Annotated in this window: 23 protein-coding genes and 1 pseudogene; 12 read left to right on the forward strand and 12 right to left on the reverse strand. The window is 72.6% G+C overall.

From position 1 onward, the window contains the following. The first annotated feature begins 277 nt into the window (after positions 1-277). Positions 278-1,891, forward strand: a complete 1,614-nt coding sequence (locus ACE1OC_RS39540) for an alpha/beta hydrolase (RefSeq protein WP_407841105.1) — start codon at positions 278-280, stop codon at positions 1,889-1,891. Between the two features lie 13 nt (positions 1,892-1,904). On the opposite strand, the gene ACE1OC_RS39545 is transcribed toward ACE1OC_RS39540, so the two are convergent. Next, the gene (locus ACE1OC_RS39545) at positions 1,905-3,344 is read right to left on the reverse strand and encodes an FAD-dependent monooxygenase (protein WP_407841106.1); all 1,440 of its coding nucleotides are present in this window, start codon (positions 3,342-3,344) and stop codon (positions 1,905-1,907) included. A gap of 38 nt (positions 3,345-3,382) precedes the next feature. Between ACE1OC_RS39545 and ACE1OC_RS39550 the strand changes: the two genes are divergently transcribed. Next, positions 3,383-4,081 (forward strand): TetR/AcrR family transcriptional regulator C-terminal domain-containing protein, encoded by a 699-nt coding sequence (locus ACE1OC_RS39550; RefSeq protein ID WP_407841107.1) that lies wholly within the window; start codon positions 3,383-3,385, stop codon positions 4,079-4,081. A gap of 42 nt (positions 4,082-4,123) precedes the next feature. Here the strand turns inward: ACE1OC_RS39550 and ACE1OC_RS39555 are convergent, their stop codons facing one another. Beyond that, positions 4,124-5,662 (reverse strand): MFS transporter, encoded by a 1,539-nt coding sequence (locus ACE1OC_RS39555; RefSeq protein WP_407841829.1) that lies wholly within the window; start codon positions 5,660-5,662, stop codon positions 4,124-4,126. Positions 5,663-5,723: 61 nt separating this feature from the next. Then, positions 5,724-6,044 carry a hypothetical protein gene (locus tag ACE1OC_RS39560; RefSeq protein ID WP_407841108.1) on the reverse strand — a complete coding sequence of 107 codons (321 nt, stop codon included), beginning with the start codon at positions 6,042-6,044 and terminating at the stop codon, positions 5,724-5,726. A 15-nt stretch (positions 6,045-6,059) separates the two neighbouring features. On the opposite strand from ACE1OC_RS39560, the gene ACE1OC_RS39565 reads away from it, so the two are divergent. Next, entirely contained in the window at positions 6,060-6,212 is a 153-nt protein-coding gene (locus ACE1OC_RS39565; protein ID WP_407841109.1) for a hypothetical protein, read from the forward strand. On the opposite strand, the gene nadE is transcribed toward ACE1OC_RS39565, so the two are convergent. After that, a complete protein-coding gene (gene nadE / locus ACE1OC_RS39570) occupies positions 6,167-6,997 on the reverse strand; it encodes an ammonia-dependent NAD(+) synthetase (protein WP_407841110.1) in 831 nt (276 codons plus the stop codon). The genes ACE1OC_RS39565 and nadE overlap by 46 nt on opposite strands. A 138-nt stretch (positions 6,998-7,135) precedes the next feature. Here nadE and ACE1OC_RS39575 point away from each other — a divergent pair, with 138 nt between their 5' ends. Continuing rightward, complete coding sequence (locus ACE1OC_RS39575) at positions 7,136-7,696, forward strand: PadR family transcriptional regulator (protein WP_407841111.1); 561 nt, start codon at positions 7,136-7,138, stop codon at positions 7,694-7,696. Between the two features lie 79 nt (positions 7,697-7,775). Next, positions 7,776-9,512, forward strand: coding sequence for an acyl-CoA dehydrogenase family protein (locus tag ACE1OC_RS39580; RefSeq protein ID WP_407841112.1), 1,737 nt, complete (start codon positions 7,776-7,778; stop codon positions 9,510-9,512). Between the two features lie 132 nt (positions 9,513-9,644). On the opposite strand, the gene ACE1OC_RS39585 is transcribed toward ACE1OC_RS39580, so the two are convergent. The 5 genes from ACE1OC_RS39585 to ACE1OC_RS39605 form a co-directional block, all read right to left on the reverse strand. Further along, positions 9,645-10,763: a glycosyltransferase gene (locus ACE1OC_RS39585; RefSeq protein WP_407841113.1), complete on the reverse strand. Its 1,119-nt coding sequence runs from the start codon at positions 10,761-10,763 to the stop codon at positions 9,645-9,647. Between the two features lie 191 nt (positions 10,764-10,954). Further along, positions 10,955-11,788, reverse strand: a complete 834-nt coding sequence (locus ACE1OC_RS39590; RefSeq protein ID WP_407841114.1) for an SDR family oxidoreductase — start codon at positions 11,786-11,788, stop codon at positions 10,955-10,957. A gap of 216 nt (positions 11,789-12,004) precedes the next feature. After that, positions 12,005-12,544, reverse strand: coding sequence for a GNAT family N-acetyltransferase (locus tag ACE1OC_RS39595; RefSeq protein WP_407841115.1), 540 nt, complete (start codon positions 12,542-12,544; stop codon positions 12,005-12,007). Between the two features lie 36 nt (positions 12,545-12,580). Then, on the reverse strand, positions 12,581-12,907 hold the full coding sequence (locus tag ACE1OC_RS39600) for a hypothetical protein (protein ID WP_407841116.1): 327 nt from the start codon (positions 12,905-12,907) through the stop codon (positions 12,581-12,583). Positions 12,908-13,172: 265 nt separating this feature from the next. Next, complete coding sequence (locus ACE1OC_RS39605) at positions 13,173-14,192, reverse strand: NAD(P)/FAD-dependent oxidoreductase (RefSeq protein ID WP_407841117.1); 1,020 nt, start codon at positions 14,190-14,192, stop codon at positions 13,173-13,175. Positions 14,193-14,289: 97 nt separating this feature from the next. On the opposite strand from ACE1OC_RS39605, the gene ACE1OC_RS39610 reads away from it, so the two are divergent. Beyond that, positions 14,290-14,931, forward strand: a complete 642-nt coding sequence (locus ACE1OC_RS39610; protein ID WP_407841118.1) for a helix-turn-helix domain-containing protein — start codon at positions 14,290-14,292, stop codon at positions 14,929-14,931. 114 nt (positions 14,932-15,045) lie between these two features. Further along, positions 15,046-16,014: a methyltransferase gene (locus ACE1OC_RS39615; protein ID WP_407841119.1), complete on the forward strand. Its 969-nt coding sequence runs from the start codon at positions 15,046-15,048 to the stop codon at positions 16,012-16,014. A 20-nt stretch (positions 16,015-16,034) separates the two neighbouring features. Here the strand turns inward: ACE1OC_RS39615 and ACE1OC_RS39620 are convergent. Together ACE1OC_RS39620 and ACE1OC_RS39625 are read right to left on the reverse strand one after the other, a co-directional pair. After that, positions 16,035-16,460 (reverse strand): annotated as a pseudogene (locus tag ACE1OC_RS39620) (phosphotransferase); the annotation flags it as partial. 142 nt (positions 16,461-16,602) lie between these two features. Next, a complete protein-coding gene (locus tag ACE1OC_RS39625) occupies positions 16,603-17,220 on the reverse strand; it encodes a TetR/AcrR family transcriptional regulator (protein ID WP_407841120.1) in 618 nt (205 codons plus the stop codon). Between the two features lie 128 nt (positions 17,221-17,348). On the opposite strand from ACE1OC_RS39625, the gene ACE1OC_RS39630 reads away from it, so the two are divergent. Further along, entirely contained in the window at positions 17,349-18,824 is a 1,476-nt protein-coding gene (locus ACE1OC_RS39630) for an MFS transporter (protein ID WP_407841121.1), read from the forward strand. A gap of 14 nt (positions 18,825-18,838) precedes the next feature. Here ACE1OC_RS39630 and ACE1OC_RS39635 read toward each other — a convergent pair whose 3' ends face one another. After that, complete coding sequence (locus ACE1OC_RS39635; RefSeq protein ID WP_407841122.1) at positions 18,839-19,942, reverse strand: SRPBCC domain-containing protein; 1,104 nt, start codon at positions 19,940-19,942, stop codon at positions 18,839-18,841. 64 nt (positions 19,943-20,006) lie between these two features. Here ACE1OC_RS39635 and ACE1OC_RS39640 point away from each other — a divergent pair, with 64 nt between their 5' ends. The 4 genes from ACE1OC_RS39640 to ACE1OC_RS39655 all read left to right on the forward strand — a co-directional run bounded on the left by ACE1OC_RS39640 (position 20,007) and on the right by ACE1OC_RS39655 (position 22,346). Then, complete coding sequence (locus ACE1OC_RS39640) at positions 20,007-20,507, forward strand: GNAT family N-acetyltransferase (protein WP_407841123.1); 501 nt, start codon at positions 20,007-20,009, stop codon at positions 20,505-20,507. Between the two features lie 81 nt (positions 20,508-20,588). Beyond that, complete coding sequence (locus ACE1OC_RS39645; RefSeq protein ID WP_407841124.1) at positions 20,589-20,963, forward strand: hypothetical protein; 375 nt, start codon at positions 20,589-20,591, stop codon at positions 20,961-20,963. Then, complete coding sequence (locus ACE1OC_RS39650; RefSeq protein WP_407841125.1) at positions 20,960-21,916, forward strand: hypothetical protein; 957 nt, start codon at positions 20,960-20,962, stop codon at positions 21,914-21,916. Before ACE1OC_RS39645 ends, ACE1OC_RS39650 begins: the two co-directional genes overlap by 4 nt. A 25-nt stretch (positions 21,917-21,941) precedes the next feature. After that, complete coding sequence (locus ACE1OC_RS39655) at positions 21,942-22,346, forward strand: hypothetical protein (RefSeq protein ID WP_407841126.1); 405 nt, start codon at positions 21,942-21,944, stop codon at positions 22,344-22,346. Positions 22,347-22,695 lie beyond the last annotated feature (349 nt).

The raw sequence follows: 22,695 nt of genomic DNA on the forward strand, positions 1-22,695 counted from the left end.
TCGCGCGAGCCCCTCTCCCGCGCCGTCCGCACGCCCCCGGCGAACCGGCTGCCGGGCCCGCGGTCAGCCTGTCGGCCCAGCCGGACGAGGGGCCCGCCGGGCCGAACCCGCTGGCCGGGGCCGTGCGTTCCGCATCCCGTCGACGACGCCGTCTATCCCGCCCGCCCCACGGATGGGAACCTGAACCTGCCGCTCAGCCGAGCGCGGGCGCCCACACCCTTCCCCCCGGACCAGTGCGCGCCCCTGCCGTCGACCTGCCACCAAGGGAGCTCACCGCATGCAGACCCGTTTAGCCGATGATGCGCGCAAGCGAGTGGTGTGGGGGATAGCCCTCGTCCTGATCGCCGTCACCGCGCTGCTCGGAGCCGGGCCGGGGGCCGCCACGGCCACCGCCGTGCCCGCCCCGCCCGTACCCGTCCTGTCCTGGGGGCCCTGCTCCGACGGACAGGGCGACGGCTTCGAGTGCGCGACCGCCCAGGTGCCGCTCGACTACCGCCGGCCCACCGGAGCCACGATCCCGCTGGCCGTCACCCGGCGGCTCGCCGCCGACCCGGCCCACCGCACCGGCGTGCTGGTGCTGCACCCCGGCGGCCCCGGCAACTCGGGCGTGAACTTCGCCCGCAACAGCTACGCCGCACTCCCCGCCGCCCTCCGCGACGGCTTCGACGTCGTCGGGTACGACATGCGGGGCGTGGCACGCAGCGGCCAGGTGGAGTGCTGGAACGACGCGGAGTACTCGGCCGCCGTCGACGCCGCGCGCGGCGTCCCGGGACCGGGCGCGCTGCAGACCGCCGTCCGGCAGGGCCAGGAGTTCGCCGCCGCCTGCCGCGAACGCTCGGGCGGCCTCGTGCCGTTCGTCGGCACCGCATCGAACGCCAAGGACCTCGACCTGTTGCGCCAGGCCCTCGGCGAGGAGACGCTCACCTTCTACGGCCGTTCCTTCGGCAGCTACGTCGGCACCGTGTACGCCGCGCAGTTCCCCAAGCGCGTGCGCGCCATGGTCCTGGACGGGGGCTACGATCCGCGCCGCTACGCCGACGTGCCCTACGCCTACGACGCCGCGCAGTTCACCGCCCTGGACGCGGCGGTCGGCCGGTTCCTCGACTGGTGCGCACAGAACGCCACCGCCTGCGGATTCGGCGAGGGCAAACCCCGCCAGGCCTTCGAACAGCTCAAGCGGGACCTCGACGCCGATCCCGTCATCACCGCGAGCGGACGCCCGGCCACCGGCTACACCCTCGCCTACCGCCTGATGTTCAACATCAACTCGGGCAAGGAGATCTGGCCCTACCTGGGTGAGGCCCTGGCCTTGGCCCAGGCCCACAAGACCTCCTTCCTGCTGTCACCCCCCTCACCCGCGTCCTTCGACTTCCTCAACGTCAACATGGCCGTCGAGTGCGCCGACCGCGTCTACCCGACCAGCCGGCTCCTCCTGGGCGCCCTGGTCGCCGCGGAGGCGGCCTCGGCGCCCCTGCTCGGGCCGCCCATCGGCCTGGGACCGCCCACCTACGACCACAACCACGCGCCCACCTGCGCGCAGTGGCAGGCGGAACGCCCCAGCCGCTACGAGGGCTCCTACCGGGCGGCCGGTTCCGCCCCGATCCTGGTCCTCGGCACGACCGGGGACCCGGACACCCCGTACCGGGACGCAGTGGCCCTGGCCGACACGCTGGACGCCGGACGGCTCCTGACCTTCTCCGGCGAGGGGCACACCGCCTACAACCGGAGCGCGTGCGTCAGTGCGCTCGTCAACGACTACCTGGCCACCCTGGCCCTGCCCGCACGGGGCACCGTCTGCGCGGACGAGACGCCCGCGGAGGCACTCGGCCGGCGCGCCACCGGGCCCGTGGAAGTCGACGAGACGAACGATGTGATTCCCACCCTGCGCTGACGGGGGATCCGCCTCAGCTCCCCGCCGCCGGGGAGCCGGGGCGGGTCAGGCGGGCGAGGTAGCGGGGCAGTCCGGTCGCGTCCTCGCCCGCCCAGCCCACGTACCCGTCGGGCCGGACCAGGAAGAGCCCCTTGCCGTACGGCTCGTACGCCCCGATCCGGTGGACGTGCAGGAACTCCGTGCTCACGGGCGGCAGTTCGGCATCGGTGCCGACGGCGAGCAGGGTGAAGTGCGGTCCCCGGAACAGGTCGAAGAGCCTGCGGCCGTCCGGCAGCGGGCCGTCGGGGGCGCGGTCCCCGGCTTCCAGGGCGCCCGCGGCTCCCTGGGAGAGGGGGCCGCCCCGGTAGCCCAGGCCGAGCTGGCGGGTGGCGCCGCCGCGCTCCTCCTGGCCGCGGTGGATCCGTGTGGACAGGCCCAGTACGTGCGCGGCGACGGGCCGGCGTTCCTCCTCGTACGTGTCCAGGAGCGCGGGGTCCGCGCCGTGGCGCAGTACCTGGCCGAGCTTCCAGCCGAGGTTGTAGGCGTCCTGCACGCTGGTGTTGAGGCCCTGGCCGCCGGCGGGGGAGTGCACGTGCGCCGCGTCGCCCGCGAGCAGTACCCGGCCGGCGCGGAAGCGGTCGGCCATGGCGGCGCGCGGCCTGAAGTCGGAGGCCCACCGGACCTCGGTGACGTCCTGCGCGCTCAGGTGGGTCAGGTCGGCGACCACGGCGGGGATGTCGAGGTCTTCGGTGCGCGCGACGAACTGGTGCTCGTCGGTGCCGGGCAGCGGGCACAGCGCGGCGAAACCGCCGTCCGGGCCCGGGAACAGGTGCCAGTGGTCGCGGTCCAGTGCTCCGGGGCGCAGCCGGACGTCGGCCACCACCATCGGGGCGGGATCCACGGCCTCGCCGGTCATTCCGATGTCCAGGGCCTTGCGGACGGTCGAGCGGCCGCCGTCGGCGGCGACCAGGTAGGCGGCGCGCAGCGTACTGCCGTCCGAGAGGTACGCGCTCACCCCGGCGGGGTCCTGGTCGAAGCCGGTCAGTGCGGTGCCGAAGCGGACCCGGCCGCCCAGCCCGGTGAGGCGCTCGAAAAGGATCTCCTGGGTGCGCCACTGGGGCAGGAGTCGGGCGCGCGGATGCGGCTCGGTGTCCGTGGGGCCGCCGACGCCGCTGTCGCCGAGCATGTCGTGCTCGCCCACGGGCCGTCCGTCCTGCCAGATCTGCCCGATGGGCGCGTGGGCGCTCGCCTCGCGGACCGCGTCCCCCACGCCGAGGTCGTCGAAGAGCTCCAGGGTCCGCGGCTGAAGACCCTTGCCCCGCGAGCCGGGGAAGAGGGTGTCGGCCCGCTCGACGACCAGGGCGTGGACGCCCCGGCGGGTGAGGTCCAGGGCCAGGGTCAGTCCGGTGGGGCCGGCGCCGACGACGAGCACGTCGGGAGCCCCGTTTTCCTTAACGCCGTTAAGTTCGGTCATGGGTACGAGAATGTGCTTAACGCTGTTAAGTTGTCAAGGTGGTGAATGAAGAACGAGAAGCGAAACCCGAACGGGCCCGGCTCGACCGGGCGACGGTGGCCTCCACCGCCCTGCGGCTGCTCGGAGACGTGGGGCTGGAAGGGCTGACCCTGCGGGCCATCGCCAAGGAACTGGACGTCAAGGCACCCGCCCTGTACTGGCACTTCAAGGACAAACAGGCGCTGCTCGACGAAATGGCCACCGAGATGTTCCGCAGGATGACGGCGGACCTGGACGCGGCCCGTCCGTCCGGCGACTGGTCCCAGGCGCTGGAAGCCGCGATGCGGGGGCTGAGGGGACACCTGCTGCGCTACCGGGACGGAGCCAAGGTCTACAGCGGCACGCATTTCACCGACACGAGCTACGCCGCTCCCATGGAGGCCCACCTGCGCACGCTCGTCGCGGGCGGCTTCACGGCCGCGGGGGCCGCCCGGGCCTGGTTCACGGCGTACAGCTACACCATCGGGTACGTGATCGAGGAGCAGTCGATGGGACCGCTGCCCGGCTCGGACGGCGAGGGCTACGACCTGGAGGCCCGCGCCGAACGGCTCGCCGGCTACCCGCTCACCGCCGAGGCGGGCCCGGAGATGTTCCGCGATCAGGATGCCGGCTTCGAAGCGGGCCTCGCGGCGGTACTCGCCGGCATCGCCACGACCCTGCTCCCGCCGGCGGCGCGGCCGGTCCCGCGGGCCCCGTAGAACAGCCGCGTCCCGTAGGCCCCGTAGGCCTCGCCGACCCCGTCAGGGCGTCGGGGCCGCGACCGCCGCGCCAGGCGCCTCGCGACGGGGCGCGGGCGCCGGCGCGGTGACCAGGACGGCGGCCGCGGCGGCGCCCAGGAGCATGATGCCGGCCGCCCACCAGAGCGCGACCCCGAAGCCGTGCACCACGCCCTGGGCCTCGATCAACCGCTGCGTCGCGGCCGCGGAGGCGCCGTGGGCCGCCTGCGCCGGTCCCGCGAGGTGCGCGGCGAGATAGGCGGTCGCGGCCGTGCTCGCGACGGTGTTGAGGAGCGCCGTCCCGATCGCCCCGCCCACCTGCTGGGCCGTGTTGACCGTGGCCGAGGTGACCCCGGAGTCCTTCCGCGCCACGCCCTGGGTGGCCGTCGACATCACGGGCATGAAGACCAGGCCCATGCCGAACCCGAGGACCAGCATGGCGGGGAGCACGTGGGTCGCGTACGAGGAATCGACCGTCAGCCGCGAGAGGAGGATCAGGGCCAGGGTGGCGAGGAGCAGCCCGGGGACGATCAGCGCGCGGGGTGCGAGCCGGTCGAGGAAGCGAGCGGAGACCTGGGTCGCACCGGTGATGATCGCCAGGGTCAGCGGGAGGAAGGCCAGCCCGGTCCTGATGGGGGAGTAGCCGAGGGCGAGCTGGAAGTAGTAGCTCAGGAACAGGAGCACGGGGAGCAGGGTGATGGTGGCCAGCATCATGGTGGCGAGGCAGCCTGCCCGCGTCCGGTCCCGGATGATGTGCGGAGGGAGCATGGGGTCGCTCGCCCGCACCTGCCACCAGGCGAACGCGGCGAGCAGGGCGGCCCCGCCGATGAGGAGGCCGATGACCAGGCCGTCGGACCAGCCGCGCGGCTCGGCCGCGCTCAGCCCGTAGACGACGGCCAGGAGTCCGCCGCACCCGAGGACCGCTCCCGGGACGTCGAGCTTCGCTCCCGTACGTCCCGAGGTGCGCAGGACGGCGAAGGTGCCGAGGACCGCGACCGCGGCGATGGCCACGTTGACGTAGAGGCACCAGCGCCAGTTCAGGTACTCGGTGAGCAGGCCTCCGGCGATCAGGCCGACGGCCCCGCCGCCGCTCGCGATCGCGGCGAACACGCCGAAGGCCTTGGCGCGTTCCCTGGGGGTGTCGAAGGTGGTGGCCAGCAGCGACAGGGCGCACGGCGCGAGGAGCGCCGCGAAGACGCCCTGCAGGCCCCGGGCCGCGAAGAGCATCCCCGGTGTGCTCGCCGCGCCGCCCAGGGCGGAGGCGAATGCGAAACCGCTCAGGCCGATGACGAAGGCCCGCCTGCGGCCGATGAGGTCAGCGATGCGTCCGCCGAGCAGGAGCAGTCCGCCGAAGGCCAGCGAATAGGCGGTGATCACCCACTGCCGGTTGCCGTCCGACATCCCCAGGTCGCGCTGGGCGGAGGGGAGCGCGATGTTCACGATCGTGGCGTCGAGGACGACCATCAGCTGGGCCAGTCCGATGACGGCGAGCGCCCACCAGCGCCGGGGGTCGGGCGGAGCCGACGGTGCGCCGCCGGCGGGCCGGGCTGCGGCGTCGGGCATCGGGCCGGATGGGGTTCCGCTGGCGGACGTCATGCAGTCAGCCAAACACGGATCGTGATGTTCAGCCCGCCTGGAGATCCGGCGGTGGTACCCGGCGGCCCCGGCCGGAACGGCCGGACGGGTGAGCCGGACCGTGGTGCCGGTGGAGGCGGGGAAGCCGGTGGTGCCGGTGGGCCCGGCCGGGGCGGACGGGGCGGCCGGGCCGGCCCGTCCTTGCGCCCGGCACGGAGCCCCGTACCGTACGCACGGCGTCCGGCACGGCCGCCGCCGCCCGCTGCCGGCGGACGTGGAGACGGCGCAGGGCCGCGTACAGGGCGACAGTGGCCACGCTGGCGGCGCACCAGGCGCCGAGGATGACGAGGATCGTGCTGAGGACGGCCACGGGGACTCCTCGGGTGTGAACGGCAGCGCCGGGACGCTGCCGGGCAAGGTGGTGCTCACCGTGACCGACCAGTACCCGGAGGAGGCGGACTTCACGCCCGCCGCCACCGACGCGGACGGCCGCTACGGCGCGATCGGCAGCTGCCGCTTGTGCTCGGTCAGGCGGTAGCGGCGGACGATCGTGTCGAAGGCGCGCTCCCCGACCGGCTTGCCCTCCAGGAAGTCGTCGATCTCGTCGTACGTGACACCCAGCGCGTCCTCGTCGGCCTTGCCCGGGTCGAGGGTCTCCAGGTCCGCCGTCGGCGTCTTCCAGACCAGCTCGGCCGGTGCGCCCAGGGCGTCGGCGCAGGCCCGCACCCGGCGCTTGGTCAGCCCGGTCAGCGGCACCAGGTCGGCCGCGCCGTCGCCGAACTTCGTGAAGAAGCCGGAAACCGCCTCGGCGGCGTGGTCGGTGCCGACGACCAGGCCGTCGTGCGCGCCGGCCACCGCGTACTGGGCGATCATGCGCTGGCGGGCCTTGATGTTGCCCTGCACGAAGTCCTGGTGGTGGGCGTCCCGGAAGACGGTCCCGCCGGCCAGGGAGGCGGCCAGCGCGGCGTCGCTCGCCGGCTTCACGTCCACGGTCAGCACCCGGTCGGCGTTGATGAAACCGAGGGCGAGCTGCGCGTCCCGCTCGTCGGCCTGGACCCCGTAGGGCAGCCGCATGGCGTAGAACGTCGCCTCGTGACCGGCCGCCCGGGCCCGCTCCACGGCGAGCTGGCAGAGCCGGCCGGCCGTGGTGGAGTCCACCCCGCCGCTGATCCCGAGCACCAGGGAGCGCAGGCCCGTGGACGTGAGCCGCTCGGTGAGGAACGCCACCCGGCGCTCGATCTCCCGCTCGGCATCGAAGCTTTCGGCCACCAGGAGCTCCCGGGCGATCTCCTGCTGCAGGGCGGTGGACGCCGGCTGGCTCACGGTTGCTCCTCATGGTGGTTCGTCGGTTCGCGGTGCGATGCGCGCTCCCGCCGACCCTAACCGAGCGCGCGGGTGAGCCGTGTCTCACCCTCGTGGCGGCGCTTGTCTATGCAACGAGTTGCATAGAAAGATCAAGGCATGGCACTTGAGCACGCGATCCTCGTCTCCCTGCTGGAGCAGCCGGGGTCCGGATACGAACTGGCCCGCCGGTTCGACCGGTCCATCGGCTACTTCTGGACCGCGACCCACCAGCAGATCTACCGCGTGCTGAGCCGCATGGAGGGCGACGGACGGCTCGACGTCCGCGAAGTTCCGCAGCGGACCCGTCCGGACAAGAAGGAGTACTCCGTCACCGCGGCCGGCCGCGCCGCCCTCTCGGCCTGGCTCCACGAGCCGATCCAGGCCGACACGGTCCGCCACGAGCTCGCCGTGAAGATCCGCGGCGCGGCCTTCGACGATCCGGCCGCCCTGATCCGCGAGGTCGAGCGGCACCACCGGACGCACGCCGACCGGCTCACGCACTACCTGGCGGGCGAGCTCCGCGACTTCACCGGACCGCAGGCTCCGGCTCCGGATCCCTCGGACGCGGGGCGGGAACTCCAGCACGTCGTGCTCCGGGGCGGCATCGCCTACGAACGCATGCAGCTCGCCTGGCTGGAGGACGTACTGACCACCCTCCACCGCCTGGCGTCCCCCTGACCGGCGCTGCCGAGCACCCCCTCCTCCCTCCTCCTGCTCCCTAGTCACCCCTCATCCTCCGACCGGAAGGCGAACGCCCATGAGCGACCAGCTGCTGTTCAACCCGCGCACCTACGACCCCGCGCACTTCGACCCCGAGACCCGCCGGCTGCTGCGCGCGACCGTCGACTGGTTCGAGGAGCGCGGCAAGCGCCGGCTGATCGAGGACTACCGCACCCGCGCCTGGCTGGGGGACTTCCTCGCCTTCTCCGCGAAGGAGGGCCTCTTCGCGACCTTCCTGACCCCGGAGCCGGCCGCCGGCCAGGACGGGCCCGACAAGCGCTGGGACACCGCGCGCATCGCCGCCCTCAACGAGATCCTCGGCTTCTACGGGCTCGACTACTGGTACGCGTGGCAGGTCACCATCCTCGGCCTCGGCCCCGTCTGGCAGAGCGACAACGCCGCCGCCCGCGAGCGCGCAGCACAGCTCCTCGACGCGGGCGAGGTGTTCGCGTTCGGCCTGTCCGAGAAGACCCACGGCGCGGACATCTACAACACCGACATGCTGCTGGAGCCGTATACCGATGCCGACGGTGCCGACGGCTTCCGGGCCACCGGCTCGAAGTACTACATCGGCAACGGCAACGCCGCCGGACTCGTCTCCGTCTTCGGCCGCCGCACCGACGTGGAGGGCCCGGACGGCTACGTCTTCTTCGCCGCGGACAGCCGCCACCCCGCGTACGACGTGGTGAAGAACGTGGTCGACTCCTCCAAGTACGTCAGCGAGTTCCGCCTCACGGACTACCCGGTCGGCCCCGAGGACGTCCTGCACACCGGCCGCGCCGCCTTCGACGCCGCCCTCAACACGGTCAACGTCGGCAAGTTCAACCTCTGCACCGCCTCGATCGGCATCTGCGAGCACGCGATGTACGAGGCCGTCACCCACGCACAGGGCCGCATCCTCTACGGCCGCCCCGTCACCGCCTTCCCGCACGTGCGCCGCGAGCTGACCGACGCGTACGTCCGCCTCGTCGGGATGAAGCTGTTCAGCGACCGCGCCGTCGACTACTTCCGCTCCGCGGGCCCCGACGACCGCCGCTACCTCCTCTTCAACCCGATGACCAAGATGAAGGTGACCACGGAGGGCGAGAAGGTCATCGACCTGATGTGGGACGTCATCGCGGCCAAGGGCTTCGAGAAGGACACCTACTTCGCCCAGGCGGCCGTCGAGATCCGCGGCCTGCCCAAGCTGGAGGGCACGGTCCACGTCAACCTGGCGCTCATCCTCAAGTTCATGCGCAACCACCTGCTGGAACCGGCCGACTACGCCCCCGTCCCGACCCGCCTCGACGCGGCCGACGACGGGTTCCTCTTCCGCCAGGGCCCGGCCCGCGGCCTGGGATCCGTACGGTTCCACGACTGGCGCCCGGCCTACGACGCGTACGCCGCGGTGCCCAACGTCGCCAGGTTCCGCGCACAGGCCGACGCCCTCTGCACGTTCGTCGAGACCGCCGCCCCCGACGAGCAGCAGAGCCGCGACCTGGACCTCCTCCTGGCGGTCGGCCAGCTCTTCGCCCTGGTCGTGCACGGCCAGCTCGTCCTGGAGCAGGCCCGCCTGACCGGTCTGGACGAGGACGTGCTCGACGAACTGTTCGGAGTCCTCGTACGGGACTTCTCCGCGCACGCCGTCGAACTCCACGGCAAGGACTCCGCCACCGCGGACCAGCAGGCCTGGGCCCTGGACGCGGTCCGCCGCCCGGCCGTGGACGCGGACCGCTCGGCCCGCGTGTGGGCACGGGTGGAGGCCCTGGCGGGGGCGTACGAGATGAAGGCCTGACGCCCGGCCCCCCGGCCCGGTCCTGGCGCAGGCCGGGGCCGGGCCGGCGAGGCCCGGTGGCGCGGCCACACCGAAGCTGCGCCTCCTGACCGGAGAATGAACCGGCCGCCCGTCTGGCGCGGTGCTCCCGCGCTATGCGATGGCCTCGAAGGAGGCGACGAGGTCGGTGGGTGAAGGGAGCGCGTCGATCTCGGACCGCGTGGCGGCGGCCCCCTTGCGGAGGGCCTCGTCGGTGAGCAGGCGGCCGAGCAGGGCGGCGTCCACCTCGGCGCTGGTCGCACGCAGGGCGAAGCCCAGGCCGGTGGCGGCGTCGGCGTTGATGAAGTGGTCCGCGCCCTGCGGGAGGATCAGCTGCGGGACGCCCAGGGCGGCGGCGGTGAGCATGGTGCCGGATCCGCCGTGGTGCACGATCGCGTCCGCCGTGTCGAGCAGCTGCGCCAGGGGCACCCAGGGCAGCACCCGGACATTGTCCGGAAGCGTGCCCAGCGGGCCCAGATCGGTGTCGCCGACCGCGAGCAGGAAATCGGCGTCGACGGAAGCGGCCTCGGAGACGACCCGGGCCACCGGGTTGACGCCCGCGAACGCGGTCACCACGGTCCCGAGGGTGATGGCGATCCGGGGCCGGGCACCGCGGGCCACGAGATCGCGTGGAACGGAGCCGCCACCGTTGTGCGGCACGTAGCGGACGCGCCAGCCGGTGCCGTCCCCGCCCAGGGAGGCTGGGATGACGTCGAGGACGGTGTGGGTGGCCGGACCTTCGACCCCGCGGGCCGCGTACTCGTCCGCCAGCAGGCCGCCGAACCGGCCGACCATGCCGAAGCCTGACATCACGCCGAAGTTGTGGACCACGGCCGGTATGCCGAGGGCCGCGGAGACCAGGGGCGCGGCGGCTTGGAAGGCGGCGTGGACGATGACGTCCGGCCGCCAGGACCCGGCAAGGGCCAGGAGGTCGTCGATGGTGACCCGGCCGTGTTCGGCGAAGCCGGCCGCGGCGAGCCGCTCGGTGTCGTCGGGGCTGTTGCCGTCCGTGACGAACTGGAGGTCCGAGCCGTTCTGGGCCCGCTTGAAGGCCTCCAGCAGCGTCGAGCCGTCACCGATCTCGACGGTGGGCAGACCGGCCTGCCGCATCTGGTCGTACGGGGCCGAGACCGCGAACAGCACCTGGTGCCCGGCGGCCTGAAGGGCCTGGGCGGTCGGCACCATCGGGAACAGATGGCCCACCGAGGCGGGGCCCGTGAAGAGGAAGCGCACGGTATGACTCCTTGGGTGGAGCCCTGAATTTCCGCTCGGTCAGGGCCCCTTGAGGGTTCTGGCACCTGTTCGAACGCTTCCGCCCTCGCCTCGGTTTCCGATGAGATGGTCGAGTTTCGGACGATTCTGGCTCGCATTCGACCTTCCGGAGACACGCCGCAAGGACCTGCCGGCCCCGCGGTCCCCGGCCGTCAGTCCTGGGCCGGGCCCTGTACGAGGAGACGGGCCGCGGCGTGATCGGCGCGGTCCACCTCGTCCGAGGCGTCGATGTAGCCGTAGGCGTCGTCGCCGACGGGGATCCGCAGCGGCGTGGGGCCCTCGGCGCCGACGATGTCCAGGACCCGCGCGGCGAAGTACTCGGGGCGTCCGGTCTCGGGGCTGTCCGCGAGGCCCCGGGCCCCTTCGAGCATCTCGCGGTTGGTGACGTCGTAGGCGGGCACCCGATGGGCGGCTTCGGCCATGGAGGTGCCGTAGCGGGTCGCGAACATGCCCGGTTCGACGACGGTGACGCGGATGTTGTGGGGAGCCGCCTCCATGGCGAGGGTCCTGCTCATGCCCTCGAGGGCGTGCTTCCCGGCGGTGTAGGCCGCCAGACCGGGGAAGGCCATCCGGCCCACCACGGACGAGACGTTGAGGATGTGGCCGTGCCCCTGGGCCCGCATCAGCGGCAGCACGAGCCGCGCGAGCCGCCAGGGGCCGACGACCAGGGTCTCCAGCTGGTCGCGGAGTTCGGCGTCCGAGACCTCCTCGACCGCGCCGAACAGCCCCACGGCGGCGTTGTTGACGAGGATGTCGATGCCGCCCAGGCGTTCCACCGCAGTGCGGACGGCCTCCTCGCAGGAAGCTCCGTCCCGCAGCTCGAGCGGGACCGGGACGATGCGGCCGGGCCAGGCCGCGGCCAGATCCTCCAGGTCGGCGGTCTTGCGGGCGGTGACGGCCAGTTCGTCCCCGGCCCGGGCCGCCGCGGTGGCCAGTGCGTGCCCGAGCCCCGAGGAGCATCCCGTGACCAGCCAGCGTCGTCCCATGGTTCCCCCGTGATGGCCGAGTTGCCCCGGATGGTGGGGCAGTTCATGTTCGGGGCGGCTCCGGTCCGGGGTCATCCCCGCTGCGGGGGCGTGCGGAGGCGCGCAGGCGCACGTCGGGGCGCGCGCACGCGCCGGGCGGGGCCCGGGTGGGACCCGGGGACCCGCGCGCCGGCGGGTTCGCCGTGCCGGACGCCTGCCCGTGACGGAGCCGGAAGCCTACGTGGCCGGGGTGCCGCCGCTCGCCCGGGCGGCGCGGCGGAGCCGGGAGCGGGCCGGATCCTGGGCGGAGTGCGAGCCCGTGGCGGTGTGTTCCCGCGGGTTCGGGCGGACGAAGAGGGTGACCGTGACCTTCTCGGCGAACCCGTTGCGCCGCATCATCGCGGCGGAGGCCGCGTTGCCGCTCTCCACGTCGGTGATGATCCGGGACGCTCCCGCCGCGAAGAGCGCGGCGCAGCAGCGCTCGACCAGGGAGCTCGCGACGCCGAGGCCCCGGGCGCGTTCCTCCAGGGCGATCCACTCCAGGTAGCCCCAGTCCTCCCGCTCGTCGTAGGACAGCGACCCGAGGACGAATCCGAGCAGCCCCTCCTCGTCGCGGGCGATCCAGCAGGCGTCCGGCTGGGCGTCCCAGTGCGCGGCGACCGAGGACAGGGACCAGGAGGTGTAGGGCATCGCCTTCACGTCGAAGGACCGGTAGCCGAGGTCGAGAACGGCATCGAGGTGGGGCAGTTGCAGCGGGAGGATCTCGACTTCACTCATACAAGGGATGATGACATAGCCGCATATGTCTTCCCGTCACCTCGTGGAGACGACCTCGGGGTCCGCTTGCGACTCCCGCGCGGTCGCCGGGAGCGGGTTCTTCGGGCCGCGGGCGAGGACGTAGAGGAAGAGGACGCCCATGACGGCCACCCCCGCCCACATGGCCTGCTGCCAGCCCTCGACGAAGGACTGCCGGGCGGCGTCGGCGAGGGCCTGTGCCCGGGGGCCCGCACCGCCCGCGGCCGCGACGGCGTTGGCGACGCCCTCCCTCGCGGCGTCGGCGGCGCCCCGGGGAACGTCGTGGAGCCGCCCGTCGATGGCGTCGCGGTAGCGGGCCGACAGCAGCGCTCCGAGCAGGGCCACGCCCAGTGCGGTGCCGAACTCGCGGGTGACGTCGTTGAGCGCGGAGGCTACGCCCGAGCGCGGCCAGGGTGAGGGTGTAGAGGTTGATGATCCACAGGACGGTGCCCTGCGAGGCGCCGAATTCGACGGCGAGGTCGGGCGCAGCGACGTTCAGTCCGGAAACCGAGGCGATGACGGCCATCAACGCGATGCACGCCGGCAGCGCCGGACCGGGTCCGGCGCTGCCAGTAAGGGAGGGGGGAGGAGGAGCGGGGCCCGCTCCGCGTCAGGCGGTGGCGGCGAGTGCCGCGACCGCCGCGTCGGTGTCGGCGACGGCGAGGAGGGCGTTGATGTGGGCGCCCGCCAGCGCGCCGGCCGCGGCCGAGGCCCCGACCTGGGCGATCGGGTCGGTGACGTTGCCGGCCACCCACACCCCCGGCACGTCGGTGGCGCCGGCCGCGCCGGAGACGAAGCGGCGGCCGCCGCCGGGCAGGTCCTCCACCGGCAGGCCCAGGCCCGCCAGGCCCTCGGTCCGGGCCACGAGCGTCGTCGCCACCGCGAGGACGCGGCGGGCGACGACCCGGCCGTCCGTGAGGCGGACACCGCCGATGCCGCCGTCGCGGTCCTCCACGACCTCGGCGACCGGGGTGTCGATGACCCGGATGCCGCGTGCGGAGAACCGGGTACGGGTCTCGTCGTCGAGCTTGGTGCCGTGCGCGAAGTAGACGAGGTCGTCGGTGAGCTGACGGAACAGCAGGGCGTGGTGGATCGATGCGGGGCCGGTGGCGAGGACGCCGATCGGCTCGTCGCGCACCTCCCAGCCGTGGCAGTACGGGCAGTGCACCACGCTGTGGCCCCAGTGCTCGGCCAGTCCGGGCAGCTCGGGCAGCACATCGCGCAGACCGGTGGCCACCAGCAGGCGGCGCGCCGTCAGGGCGCGGCCGTCGGCCAGGGTGACGGTGAAGCGCAGGTCGCCGTCGGCGGAGGGAGTGGCGTGCTCGGCGGCGGAGACCTCGCCGGAGACGACGCGGCCGCCGTAGCGGCGTACGTCCTCACGGGCCCGCCCGTACAGTTCCGCCGGCGGGGTGCCGTCCAGGGCGAAGAGGCCGTGCACGCCCTCGGCGGGCGCGTTGCGGGGGGTGCCGCTGTCGATCACGACGACCGAGCGGCGGGAGCGGGCGAGCATCAGCGCACCGTTCAGACCGGCGGCGCCGCCGCCGATCACCACGGCGTCGACGGTCCCGTCCGGCAGTGCGTCGGTCGCGTAGGCGGTGGTCGCGGTAGTCGCGGTAGTGATCGCGGTCATGTCGTCGGTTTCCTTCCCGGGTGTTCCTTCGTACCGGCCCGGTGGTCCGGGGCCGTCTGCACACGACGCTAACCGCGACTTGCAGCACGGGCATACGATGTTGCCTATGACGCAAGAAGACGGCGACCTGGACAGCCTCGTACGCAAACGCATCCGCGCGCTGCGGGTGGCGCAGGGCTGGTCCCTGGAGGAACTGGCCGTGCGTGCGCGGCTCAGTCAGTCCACGCTCAGCCGCATCGAGAACGGTCAGCGCCGGCTGGCCCTGGACAGTCTCGTCACGCTCGCCCGCGCGCTGGACACCACCTTGGACCAGCTCGTGGAGACCGCGACCGACGACGTCGTCACCAGCCCGATGATCGACGCCGCCCGCGGGCAGATGCGCTGGCCGATCAAGGGTGAGCCGGGCATGACGGTCATTCGCCAGCGCATGACCGAGCCGCCGCCGGACAACCCCTCCCGTATGCGCGCGCACCCCGGGCGCGAATGGCTCGTGGTCCTGTCCGGCACCGCGATCCTCCTGCTGGGGAACCGACGCTTCCGTATCGAGGCCAACCAGTCCGCGGAGTTCCCCACGATGATGCCGCACGCGATCGGCGCCGAGGGGGGACCGTGCGAGATCCTGGGGATCTTCGACCGGGACGCCCGCCGCGGCCACCAGCGGGACGGCGGCGTCGGTGGCGCGGGAGGCGACGGGGGCGCGGGAGGCGACGGGGGCGACGAAGGCCCTGCTCAGGGGTAGGGGTGCGGGGTCTCCGGCCCGGGATCTTGCGCGTCCGGGGGTCCACGCGGCCATCTTCTTGCCTAACCGGCAAGATTCGATGCTGCAAGCGCATGAGCGTCCTACCGTGGACCCATGACCCACGCACAGCACGCACCCCAGCACGGCACCACCGCCCACGACGGGCACGCCCACGACGGGCACGCCCACAACGGGCACGCCCACGGCAGCCAGGCGCATGCCCCCCACGGCCAGGCCGGGCACGGCCATGATCACGGCCATGCCCGCCAGGACCTTGAGGGCCAGGCGGAGATCCTCGACCTGGACGCGGAGGTCCTCGCCGAGCACATCACCGACATCACCACGTGGCTGCCCCTGGCCGAGCCCCCTCGCCACATCGTGGATCTGGGCTGCGGCACGGGAGCCGGCACCTTCGCCCTGCTCGACCGGTTCCCCGACGCGCACGTCACGGCCGTCGACTCCTCGGCCGGACACCTGCAGCGCCTGAGGGAGAAGGCGTGCGCCCGCGGCGTCGAGGACCGCGTCCGCACCGTGCAGGCCGACCTCGACGAAACCGAGTGGCCCGACCTCGGCGCGCCCGACCTGGTGTGGGCCTCGGCCTCGATGCACCACATGGCCGACCCGGACCAGGCCCTGCGCACGGTCCGTGAACTACTCGCCCCCGGAGGGCTGTTCGCCGTCGTCGAGCTGGCGGGCTTCCCCCGCTTCCTGCCCGAGGACGCCCCCGAAGGCCGGCCCGGACTGGAAGGGCGCTGCCACACCGCGAGCGAGAGCTACCACGCGGAGCACGTACCCCACCGGGGCGCCGACTGGGGACCGAAGCTCACCGCGGCCGGATTCACCCTCGACGGCGACCGCGTGATCGACGTGAACATCGAAGGTGCCCGCAGCGAGGCGGTCGGCGCGTACGCCCTCGGCAGCCTGCAGCGCCTGCGCGGCAGCATCGCCGAGGTCCTCCCGCCCGAGGACCTCGCCGCACTCGACCGGCTGCTCGACACCGACGGCCCCGAAAGCATCCTGCGCCGCGAGGACCTCGCCGTGCGGACCGAGCGCACCGTCTGGGCCGCACGCCGTACGAACTGATCCGTGCCGGCGGGCCGCCCTCACCCTCGTCGGCCCGGTGAGCCGTCCAGGAGGGCGGCGGTGAACGTCGCGCGGTGACGTACCAGCCAATCCTGGATGCGGTCCCAGCGCTCCCAGCCCCCGTGCTCGGCCAGTGCCCGGAGAAGTTCGGCGCGTTCCCGCGGCGAAAGGCCGTAGCCGTCGGCAAGGATCCGGAGCCGCGTAGGGGCATCCAATCCGACAGGGTGAAGGGCGCTCGCCGATGCGGGGTCGAGCATGGGGACCCAGTAGCGGGCGGTCATGGCGACGTCCCACAGGGGGTGCCCCGGGGCCGCCATGTCGAAATCGATCAGTGCGGCGGCGCGGCCGTCACGGAAGACGACGTTCTCCGGGCAGACGTCGTTGTGGCAGAGCACCGTCCCTCCCTTCGGATCGGCCAGATCTCGGGGCCATGCGACGTGGACGTCGCCGGGAAGAAAGGTCAGCTGTTCGCATGGCGCGGTGCGTCGGGTCGTCTTCGGCCGTCATGCCGATCACGCTAGCGTCCAACCAGCTGTGCGAGACCCGGTGTTGAGGGGGAACCAGGGCCTTCTACGGCCCGAAGGGGGATCACCCCTGTGGTCGGCGTAGCAGTGGGGGAGCCGGGTGGGGGAGCGGGCTGGCCGCAGCCGGGCTCAGTCCGTCCATGACCAGGGCCACGTAGCGGCGCCAGCCCTCCTCGGCCGGTTCCATGGTCCACAGCACGCTGACCAGCATGCTCATGATCCTCTTCAGGTCGTCGGGCACCAGGTCCCCGCGGATCACACCGGCCTGCTGCCCCCGCGCCACCAGCGGGTCGAGCGCGTCGAAGAACCGGGCGCTGACCTCCGCGGAGAGGACTCCGGCGTTGCGGGCGGCGGTGAGGACGTGGTGCTCGTCGGCCGCCGAGGCCAGGGCGGCTTCGAGTACGACGGTCAGGCCGCGGCGGGGGTCCTCGTCGGCCAGTCCGCGGTCGATGACGGGCAGCACGTCCTGGGTGAACTGCTGGTCGAGCACGGCCCGGAGCAGGGCGGCCTTGTCGGGGAAGCGGCGGAAGAGCGTGGCGATCCCCACGCCGGCCCGCCGCGCGATCTCGTCGAGCGGCGCATCGGGTCCCAGCTCGGCGTACACGTCGCGTGCCGCTCTGACGATCTTCTCGATGTTGCGCACGGCGTCGGCGCGCAGGGGTTTGGGGCTGTCGGTCCGCACACTGCCGACAATACAACTGATAGTCGACGATCGGATCTGGTTGACACGTCGCCCACAGCGAACTGATAGTTGACTACTGATTGTGGGGTGCGCCGACCCCCGGCAAGACACCACCTAGGACCGTATCCATGCAACAGCCGCCCACGGCCGCTCCCCGCACCGGCAAGGTGATCGCGACGCTCGCACTCGCGGGCATCGCCGCAGCCGTCATGCAGACGCTGGTCACGCCGCTGCTGGCCGACCTGCCGAACATCCTCCACACCTCCCACTCCAACTCCGCCTGGGTCGTCACGGCCACCCTCCTGGTCGCGGGCGTGTGCGTACCCATCAGCGGGCGCCTGGGCGACATGCTGGGCAAGCGCCGCATGCTCCTGGCCTGTTGCATACCGCTGATCATCGGCTCGGTGGTGTGCGCGCTGGCCGGCGGCGTCGTCCAGATGGTCATCGGGCGGGGCCTGCAAGGCGTCGGCATGGGCATGATTCCGTTGGGCATCGCCCTGCTCCGCGACATCCTCCCCGCCGAGAAACTCAGTTCCTCCATCGCCCTCGTGAGCGCCTCCATGGGCATCGGCGGCGGCATCGGCCTCCCGCTCTCCGCGGCCGTCGCCCAGTACACGAGCTGGCGCTTCCTGTTCTGGGGTTCCGCGGCGCTCGCAGGCTGCGTCGCCGTCATGATCGTGGCCTTCATTCCCGAGGTCCCGGCCGCCGCCAAGGGGCAGCGCTTCGACGTGATCGGCGCGCTGGGCCTCGCGGCCGGCCTGGTGTCGCTGCTGCTGTTCGTGTCCAAGGGCGCCGACTGGGGCTGGGGCTCCGCCACCACCCTGGGCCTGATCGCCACCGCCGTCGTGGTCCTGGCCGCCTGGGGGTGGTTCGAATGGCGGACCACCGACCCGCTGGTCGACCTGCGCACCACGGTCCGCCCGCGCGTCCTGCTGACCAACCTCGCCTCCGTCTCCATCGGCTTCGGCATGTACGCAAGCATGCTGGTCATCCCGCAACTGCTGCAGTTCCCCGCCGCCACCGGCTACGGCCTGGGCCAGTCCATGCTGGCGGCCGGCATGTGGATGCTGCCCGGCGGGCTGATGATGATGGCCGTGTCCCCCCTTGGGGGCAAGCTCACCAACCTCCACGGCCCGAAGCTCACCCTCGTCTGCGGAGCACTCGTCCTGGCCGCCGGTTACGGCGTCGCGCTCCTCTTCTCCGGAACGGCCGTCGGGCTCATGGCCGCCGTCATGGTCATCAACAGCGGTGTCGCCCTCGCCTACGGAGCCATGCCCGCTCTGATCATGAGCGCGGTGCCGCTGGCGGAAACCGGCGCCGCCAACGGCTTCAACGCCCTCATGCGCTCCCTGGGCACCTCCGTCGGAGCCGCCGTCGTCGGTGTCGTCCTGGCCCGGATGACCACCACGGCGGGCGGATTCACCTTCACCTCCGAGGCGGGCTTCCGCACCGGCCTGCTCATGGGCGGCGGTTTCGCCTTGCTGTCCGGGGCCATCGCCGCCCTGATCCCCGCCCTCCGGCCGCAGCAGCTCGAACTGCGGGACCAGTCGGGCCCCGCGACCGAAACGGCCCCCACCTCGGTGAGCAAGGGGCGGGGCGCGTAGCTTCGCCGCTCAGTTCATCCGGCCGTTTCGAGGTACGACGCCAGGTGGGCCAACGAGGAGGCGATGCCCGCCTCGTGGTCCGCCTGGTCGATGCCGGGCGGAACGTCGGTGGCGGTGACGGTCACCGCGGTGCCCCCGTCGGCGGCGGCGAGGTCCCAGGTCATCGTCATGGTGCCGGCGTACGACGGGTCGTCGGACTCGAACACGGCCTGCTGCACCACGCGCTCCGAGGGCACCAGGCCCGTGTACCGGACGTCGACGACGTCGGTCGCGTCCGAGGTCTTGCCGGGGCTGCCGGCCGGATCGACGGAGGCGCCGAGGTAGGTGAGGACCATCCGGAACCCGCCGCCCGGCCGCGGGTCCCACCGCTCGATCCGCCCGCTCATCCCGTCCGGCGGGAGCCAGGCTTCGAGGGACGCGCGGTCGAGGAGGGCGGCGTAGACGGCCGCCGGCGGCGCCGCGACCGTCCGGGCGGCGCGGTCGGCCCTGCCGGTGGACCGGTTCCCGGCCCCGCCCCGCTTCGTCGGCGCTTCGTCGGCGGGAGACTCCAGGGTGCGGAGGTGGGCGGTCACCGCCGCCGTGGTGCGCTGCTCGTCCCGGCTGGCCAGGAGGTCCAGCAGCGCCCCGCGCAGGACCGAGAGCAGCAGGGTGCGCTCGGCGAGGCCCTCGGGCGTGTCGCGGTGGGCCGGCGGCTGGGCGGCGGCGAAGACCTCCAGCCAGTCGGCGATCGTCCGCTCCGCGAACCCCGCCCAGGGCCCCGCACCGCCGCTCAGTGAACGCGAGTATCCCTCGACCCACAGGGTGAGGACCTTGCGGTGACCGGGGTCGGAGAGCCAGCTCCACACCAGCTCGCCCGTGCGCGCGAGCCCGTGCTCAGGCCGGGCCCGGTGCACGGCTTCGAGCATGCCCGTCTCATCCTGCCGGGCCCGCGCGAGCAGCGCCTGCACCAGGGCGTCCTTGCTGCCGAACAGGAAGAGGAGGACGCGCGGACTACTGCCGATCGCCTCGGCCAGGGGCCGCAGGGACATGTCCGCCAGCCCGTGGTCGAGCACGTGGGCGTAGGCCAGCTCCAGGAGCTGCTGCTTGCGGGCGGAGTCGGCCCGGTCGGAAGGGGTCACCCGGACATTATGCTTTACTGAAACAGTCGTTTCAGTAACTCGATGGATCGGAGAGAGGGGCCCCATGAACGAGGTCCGTGCGGTGATCCGGCCGCTGGGGGAGCCGGGCGATCTCGGCTGGGTGGTGATGGCCCACGGTGAGCAGTACGCGAGGGAATTCGGCTGGGACAACAGCTTCGAGGCCCTGGTCGCAGGGATCGTCGCGGAGTGCGCGGCCGGCCACGATCCCGCCCGCGAGGCGGCCTGGATCGCCGAACTGGACGGCCGCCGGGTCGGCAGCGTGTTCTGCGTGGCCGACGAAGACGCCGGCACCGCCAAACTACGGATCCTCCTGGTGGACCCCGCCGCCCGCGGCCACGGTCTGGGTGCACGCCTGGTCGCACGGTGCGTGGACTTCGCCCGCGAGGCGGGATGCGAGCGGATCCGGCTGTGGACGAACGGCGTCCTCGTGGCCGCGCGCGGGATCTACTTGTCCGCCGGTTTCCGGCTCGTGGAGGAGGAGCCGCACCACAGCTTCGGCGCCGATCTGATCGGTCAGGTCTACGAACTCGACCTGTCGGCCTGAACGGCGCCCCCACCCGGCGCGCGGTGGCCGGCCCGTGCAACTGTCACGACGTAATGTCCCACTTGTGCGACTGTGTGGGCGGTGAGCAAGGCCCGCCGAGTGGCCGACGGTCTGGTCTATCCGTCCATCGATGCGGGGCTGGGCAAGCTGCACGCGGCTGTGGCCGCCAAACTCGGCGCGCATCCCGCCCTGGACGATCTGGCCGAGGAGGCCGCCACCGATGAGGGGCAAGTCAGCGAACTGACCCGTCAGCAGGTGGAGTTGGCGGTCACTGCTGCAGCGCTCAAAGACAACGAGTTCGGCCGGGCAGTCAACGAGTTGGTGGCCCAGCTGCGTGCCGCTGAACAAGCAGGCGGCACCTCGGTGGTGACCGGCGCCGGGTCGGCGGTGCCGGAGACGCCCACGCCCGCGCCAGCGGTGACGGGTTCGCTTTCGGGCAGGTCGGCGGGAACGTGACGGTCTACAAATATGGGGAGTCTGCCGTGCCGCGGCCGGTGCGCTCGGCGTACCAGCGGCAAGTGGAGCGGATCGCCCCACCGCGGTTGCTGGGCCGGGAGGCCGAGCTGGCCGAGCTGGCAGATTTCTGCCTGGACGAGCATCGCGGTCCCTACGTGTGGTGGCAGGCCGGGCCGTGGGCGGGCAAGTCCGCGCTGATGTCCACGTTCGTGCTCAACCCGCCTGCCCCGCCTGCCGCAGGCGGAGTGTGGCTGGTGTCCTTCTTCATCACTGCCCGGCTGGCCGCGCAGGACACACGGGAGGCGTTCACCACCGCGCTGACGGAGCAGCTGTGTGCACTGCTCCGCCAGGATCTACCGGCGGGCGGAGATGAGGCGGCCAGGGAAGCCGCATTGATGGATCTGCTCGCTCAGGCCGCGGCCATGAGTCGGCAGGCCGGTGGCCGGCTGGTGCTGGTCGTTGACGGGCTGGACGAAGACCGCGGCGTGACAACCGGGCTGGGGGCACACAGCATCGCCGGACTGCTGCCCGGCCGCCCGTCGGCCGGGATGCGGATCATCGTCGCCGGACGGCCCAACCCCCCGATCCCCGACGATGTGCCCGACTGGCACCCACTGCGTGACCCGGGCATCATCCGCCTGCTCAGTGACTCCCCGGATGCCAGGGATCTGCAACGACTCGGCCAGTCCGAACTCAAACGTCTCCTCGCCGGCAGCCCCATCGAGCAGGATCTGCTGGGCCTGATCACCGCCGCCCGGGGCGGCCTCTCCGGCTCCGACCTGAGTGAGCTGACAGGTGCGGACCTGTGGACCATGGAGGAGATATTGCACACCGTGGCCGGGCGCACCTTCACCCCCCCGTGTCACCTCCTGGAGACCGGACGACCAACGACAGGTCTACCTGCTCGGCCACGAGGAACTGCACAACGCGGCCGGCCACTACCTCGGCCATGACCGCCTGGCCCGCTACCGGGACGATTTGCACAGGTGGGCCGAGGGCTACCGCACGCCCGTCGACGGCCATCCGCCGTGGCCGCCGCACACCCCCGAGTACCTGCTGACCGGGTACCCCCGCATGCTGGCCACCGTCGGCGATACCCACCACCTGATCACCCTGGCCATCGACCCGGCACGCCACGACCGGATGCTCGACCTCTCCGGTGGCGACACGGCCGCCCTCACCGAGATCAAAACCTGCCAGGACTTGCTCCTGGACTGCCCGGAACCGGACCTGTACGCCCTGGTCAGGCTGTCCCATCACCGCCATCAACTCGAATCCCGCAACGCCCACATGCCCACCAAGCTCCCCGCCTTGTGGGTCGCTCTCGGCCAAACCAACCGGGCCGAGGCCTCACCGACCCGCAGAAGCAGGTGCGGGCGGTGATCGGGGTGGCTGGGGCGCTGGCTGAGGCCGGTCACGATGAGCGGGCTGCCGGGCTCGTCGCAGACGCCATGCACATCGCCCTCGCCATCACCGACCCGCTGCAGCAGGGGTACGGGAGCGCGGAGATCGCCGTGGCCGGGGCGTTGGCCGCGACCGGTGACCACGAGCGGGCCGAACAGGTCGCCCGCATCGTCCCCAACCCGCACGGCCAGGCAGAGGCGCTGGCCCGGGTGGCTAGGGCCGCAGCTGAGGCCGGTGACCATGAGCACGCCGAGCACATCGCCCGCACTGTCCCCAACCCGCATGGCCAGGCACAGGCGCTCGCCGAGGTGGCCAGGGCAGTGGCTCA

It is taken from the genome of Streptomyces stoeckheimensis, from assembly GCF_045822005.1.
GTDB lineage: Bacteria > Actinomycetota > Actinomycetes > Streptomycetales > Streptomycetaceae > Streptomyces > Streptomyces stoeckheimensis.

Excerpts from the sequence above, each read along its gene's own strand:
- ACE1OC_RS39540 (WP_407841105.1), top strand. The coding sequence starts at position 278 with ATGCAGACCCGTTTAGCCGATGATGCGCGCAAGCGAGTGGTGTGGGGG.
- ACE1OC_RS39545 (WP_407841106.1), bottom strand. The coding sequence starts at position 3,344 with ATGACCGAACTTAACGGCGTTAAGGAAAACGGGGCTCCCGACGTGCTC.
- ACE1OC_RS39555 (WP_407841829.1), bottom strand. The coding sequence starts at position 5,662 with ATGCCCGACGCCGCAGCCCGGCCCGCCGGCGGCGCACCGTCGGCTCCG.
- ACE1OC_RS39575 (WP_407841111.1), top strand. The coding sequence starts at position 7,136 with ATGGCACTTGAGCACGCGATCCTCGTCTCCCTGCTGGAGCAGCCGGGG.
- ACE1OC_RS39580 (WP_407841112.1), top strand. The coding sequence starts at position 7,776 with ATGAGCGACCAGCTGCTGTTCAACCCGCGCACCTACGACCCCGCGCAC.
- ACE1OC_RS39590 (WP_407841114.1), bottom strand. The coding sequence starts at position 11,788 with ATGGGACGACGCTGGCTGGTCACGGGATGCTCCTCGGGGCTCGGGCAC.
- ACE1OC_RS39595 (WP_407841115.1), bottom strand. The coding sequence starts at position 12,544 with ATGAGTGAAGTCGAGATCCTCCCGCTGCAACTGCCCCACCTCGATGCC.
- ACE1OC_RS39605 (WP_407841117.1), bottom strand. The coding sequence starts at position 14,192 with ATGACCGCGATCACTACCGCGACTACCGCGACCACCGCCTACGCGACC.
- ACE1OC_RS39610 (WP_407841118.1), top strand. The coding sequence starts at position 14,290 with ATGTTGCCTATGACGCAAGAAGACGGCGACCTGGACAGCCTCGTACGC.
- ACE1OC_RS39615 (WP_407841119.1), top strand. The coding sequence starts at position 15,046 with ATGACCCACGCACAGCACGCACCCCAGCACGGCACCACCGCCCACGAC.
- ACE1OC_RS39630 (WP_407841121.1), top strand. The coding sequence starts at position 17,349 with ATGCAACAGCCGCCCACGGCCGCTCCCCGCACCGGCAAGGTGATCGCG.
- ACE1OC_RS39640 (WP_407841123.1), top strand. The coding sequence starts at position 20,007 with ATGAACGAGGTCCGTGCGGTGATCCGGCCGCTGGGGGAGCCGGGCGAT.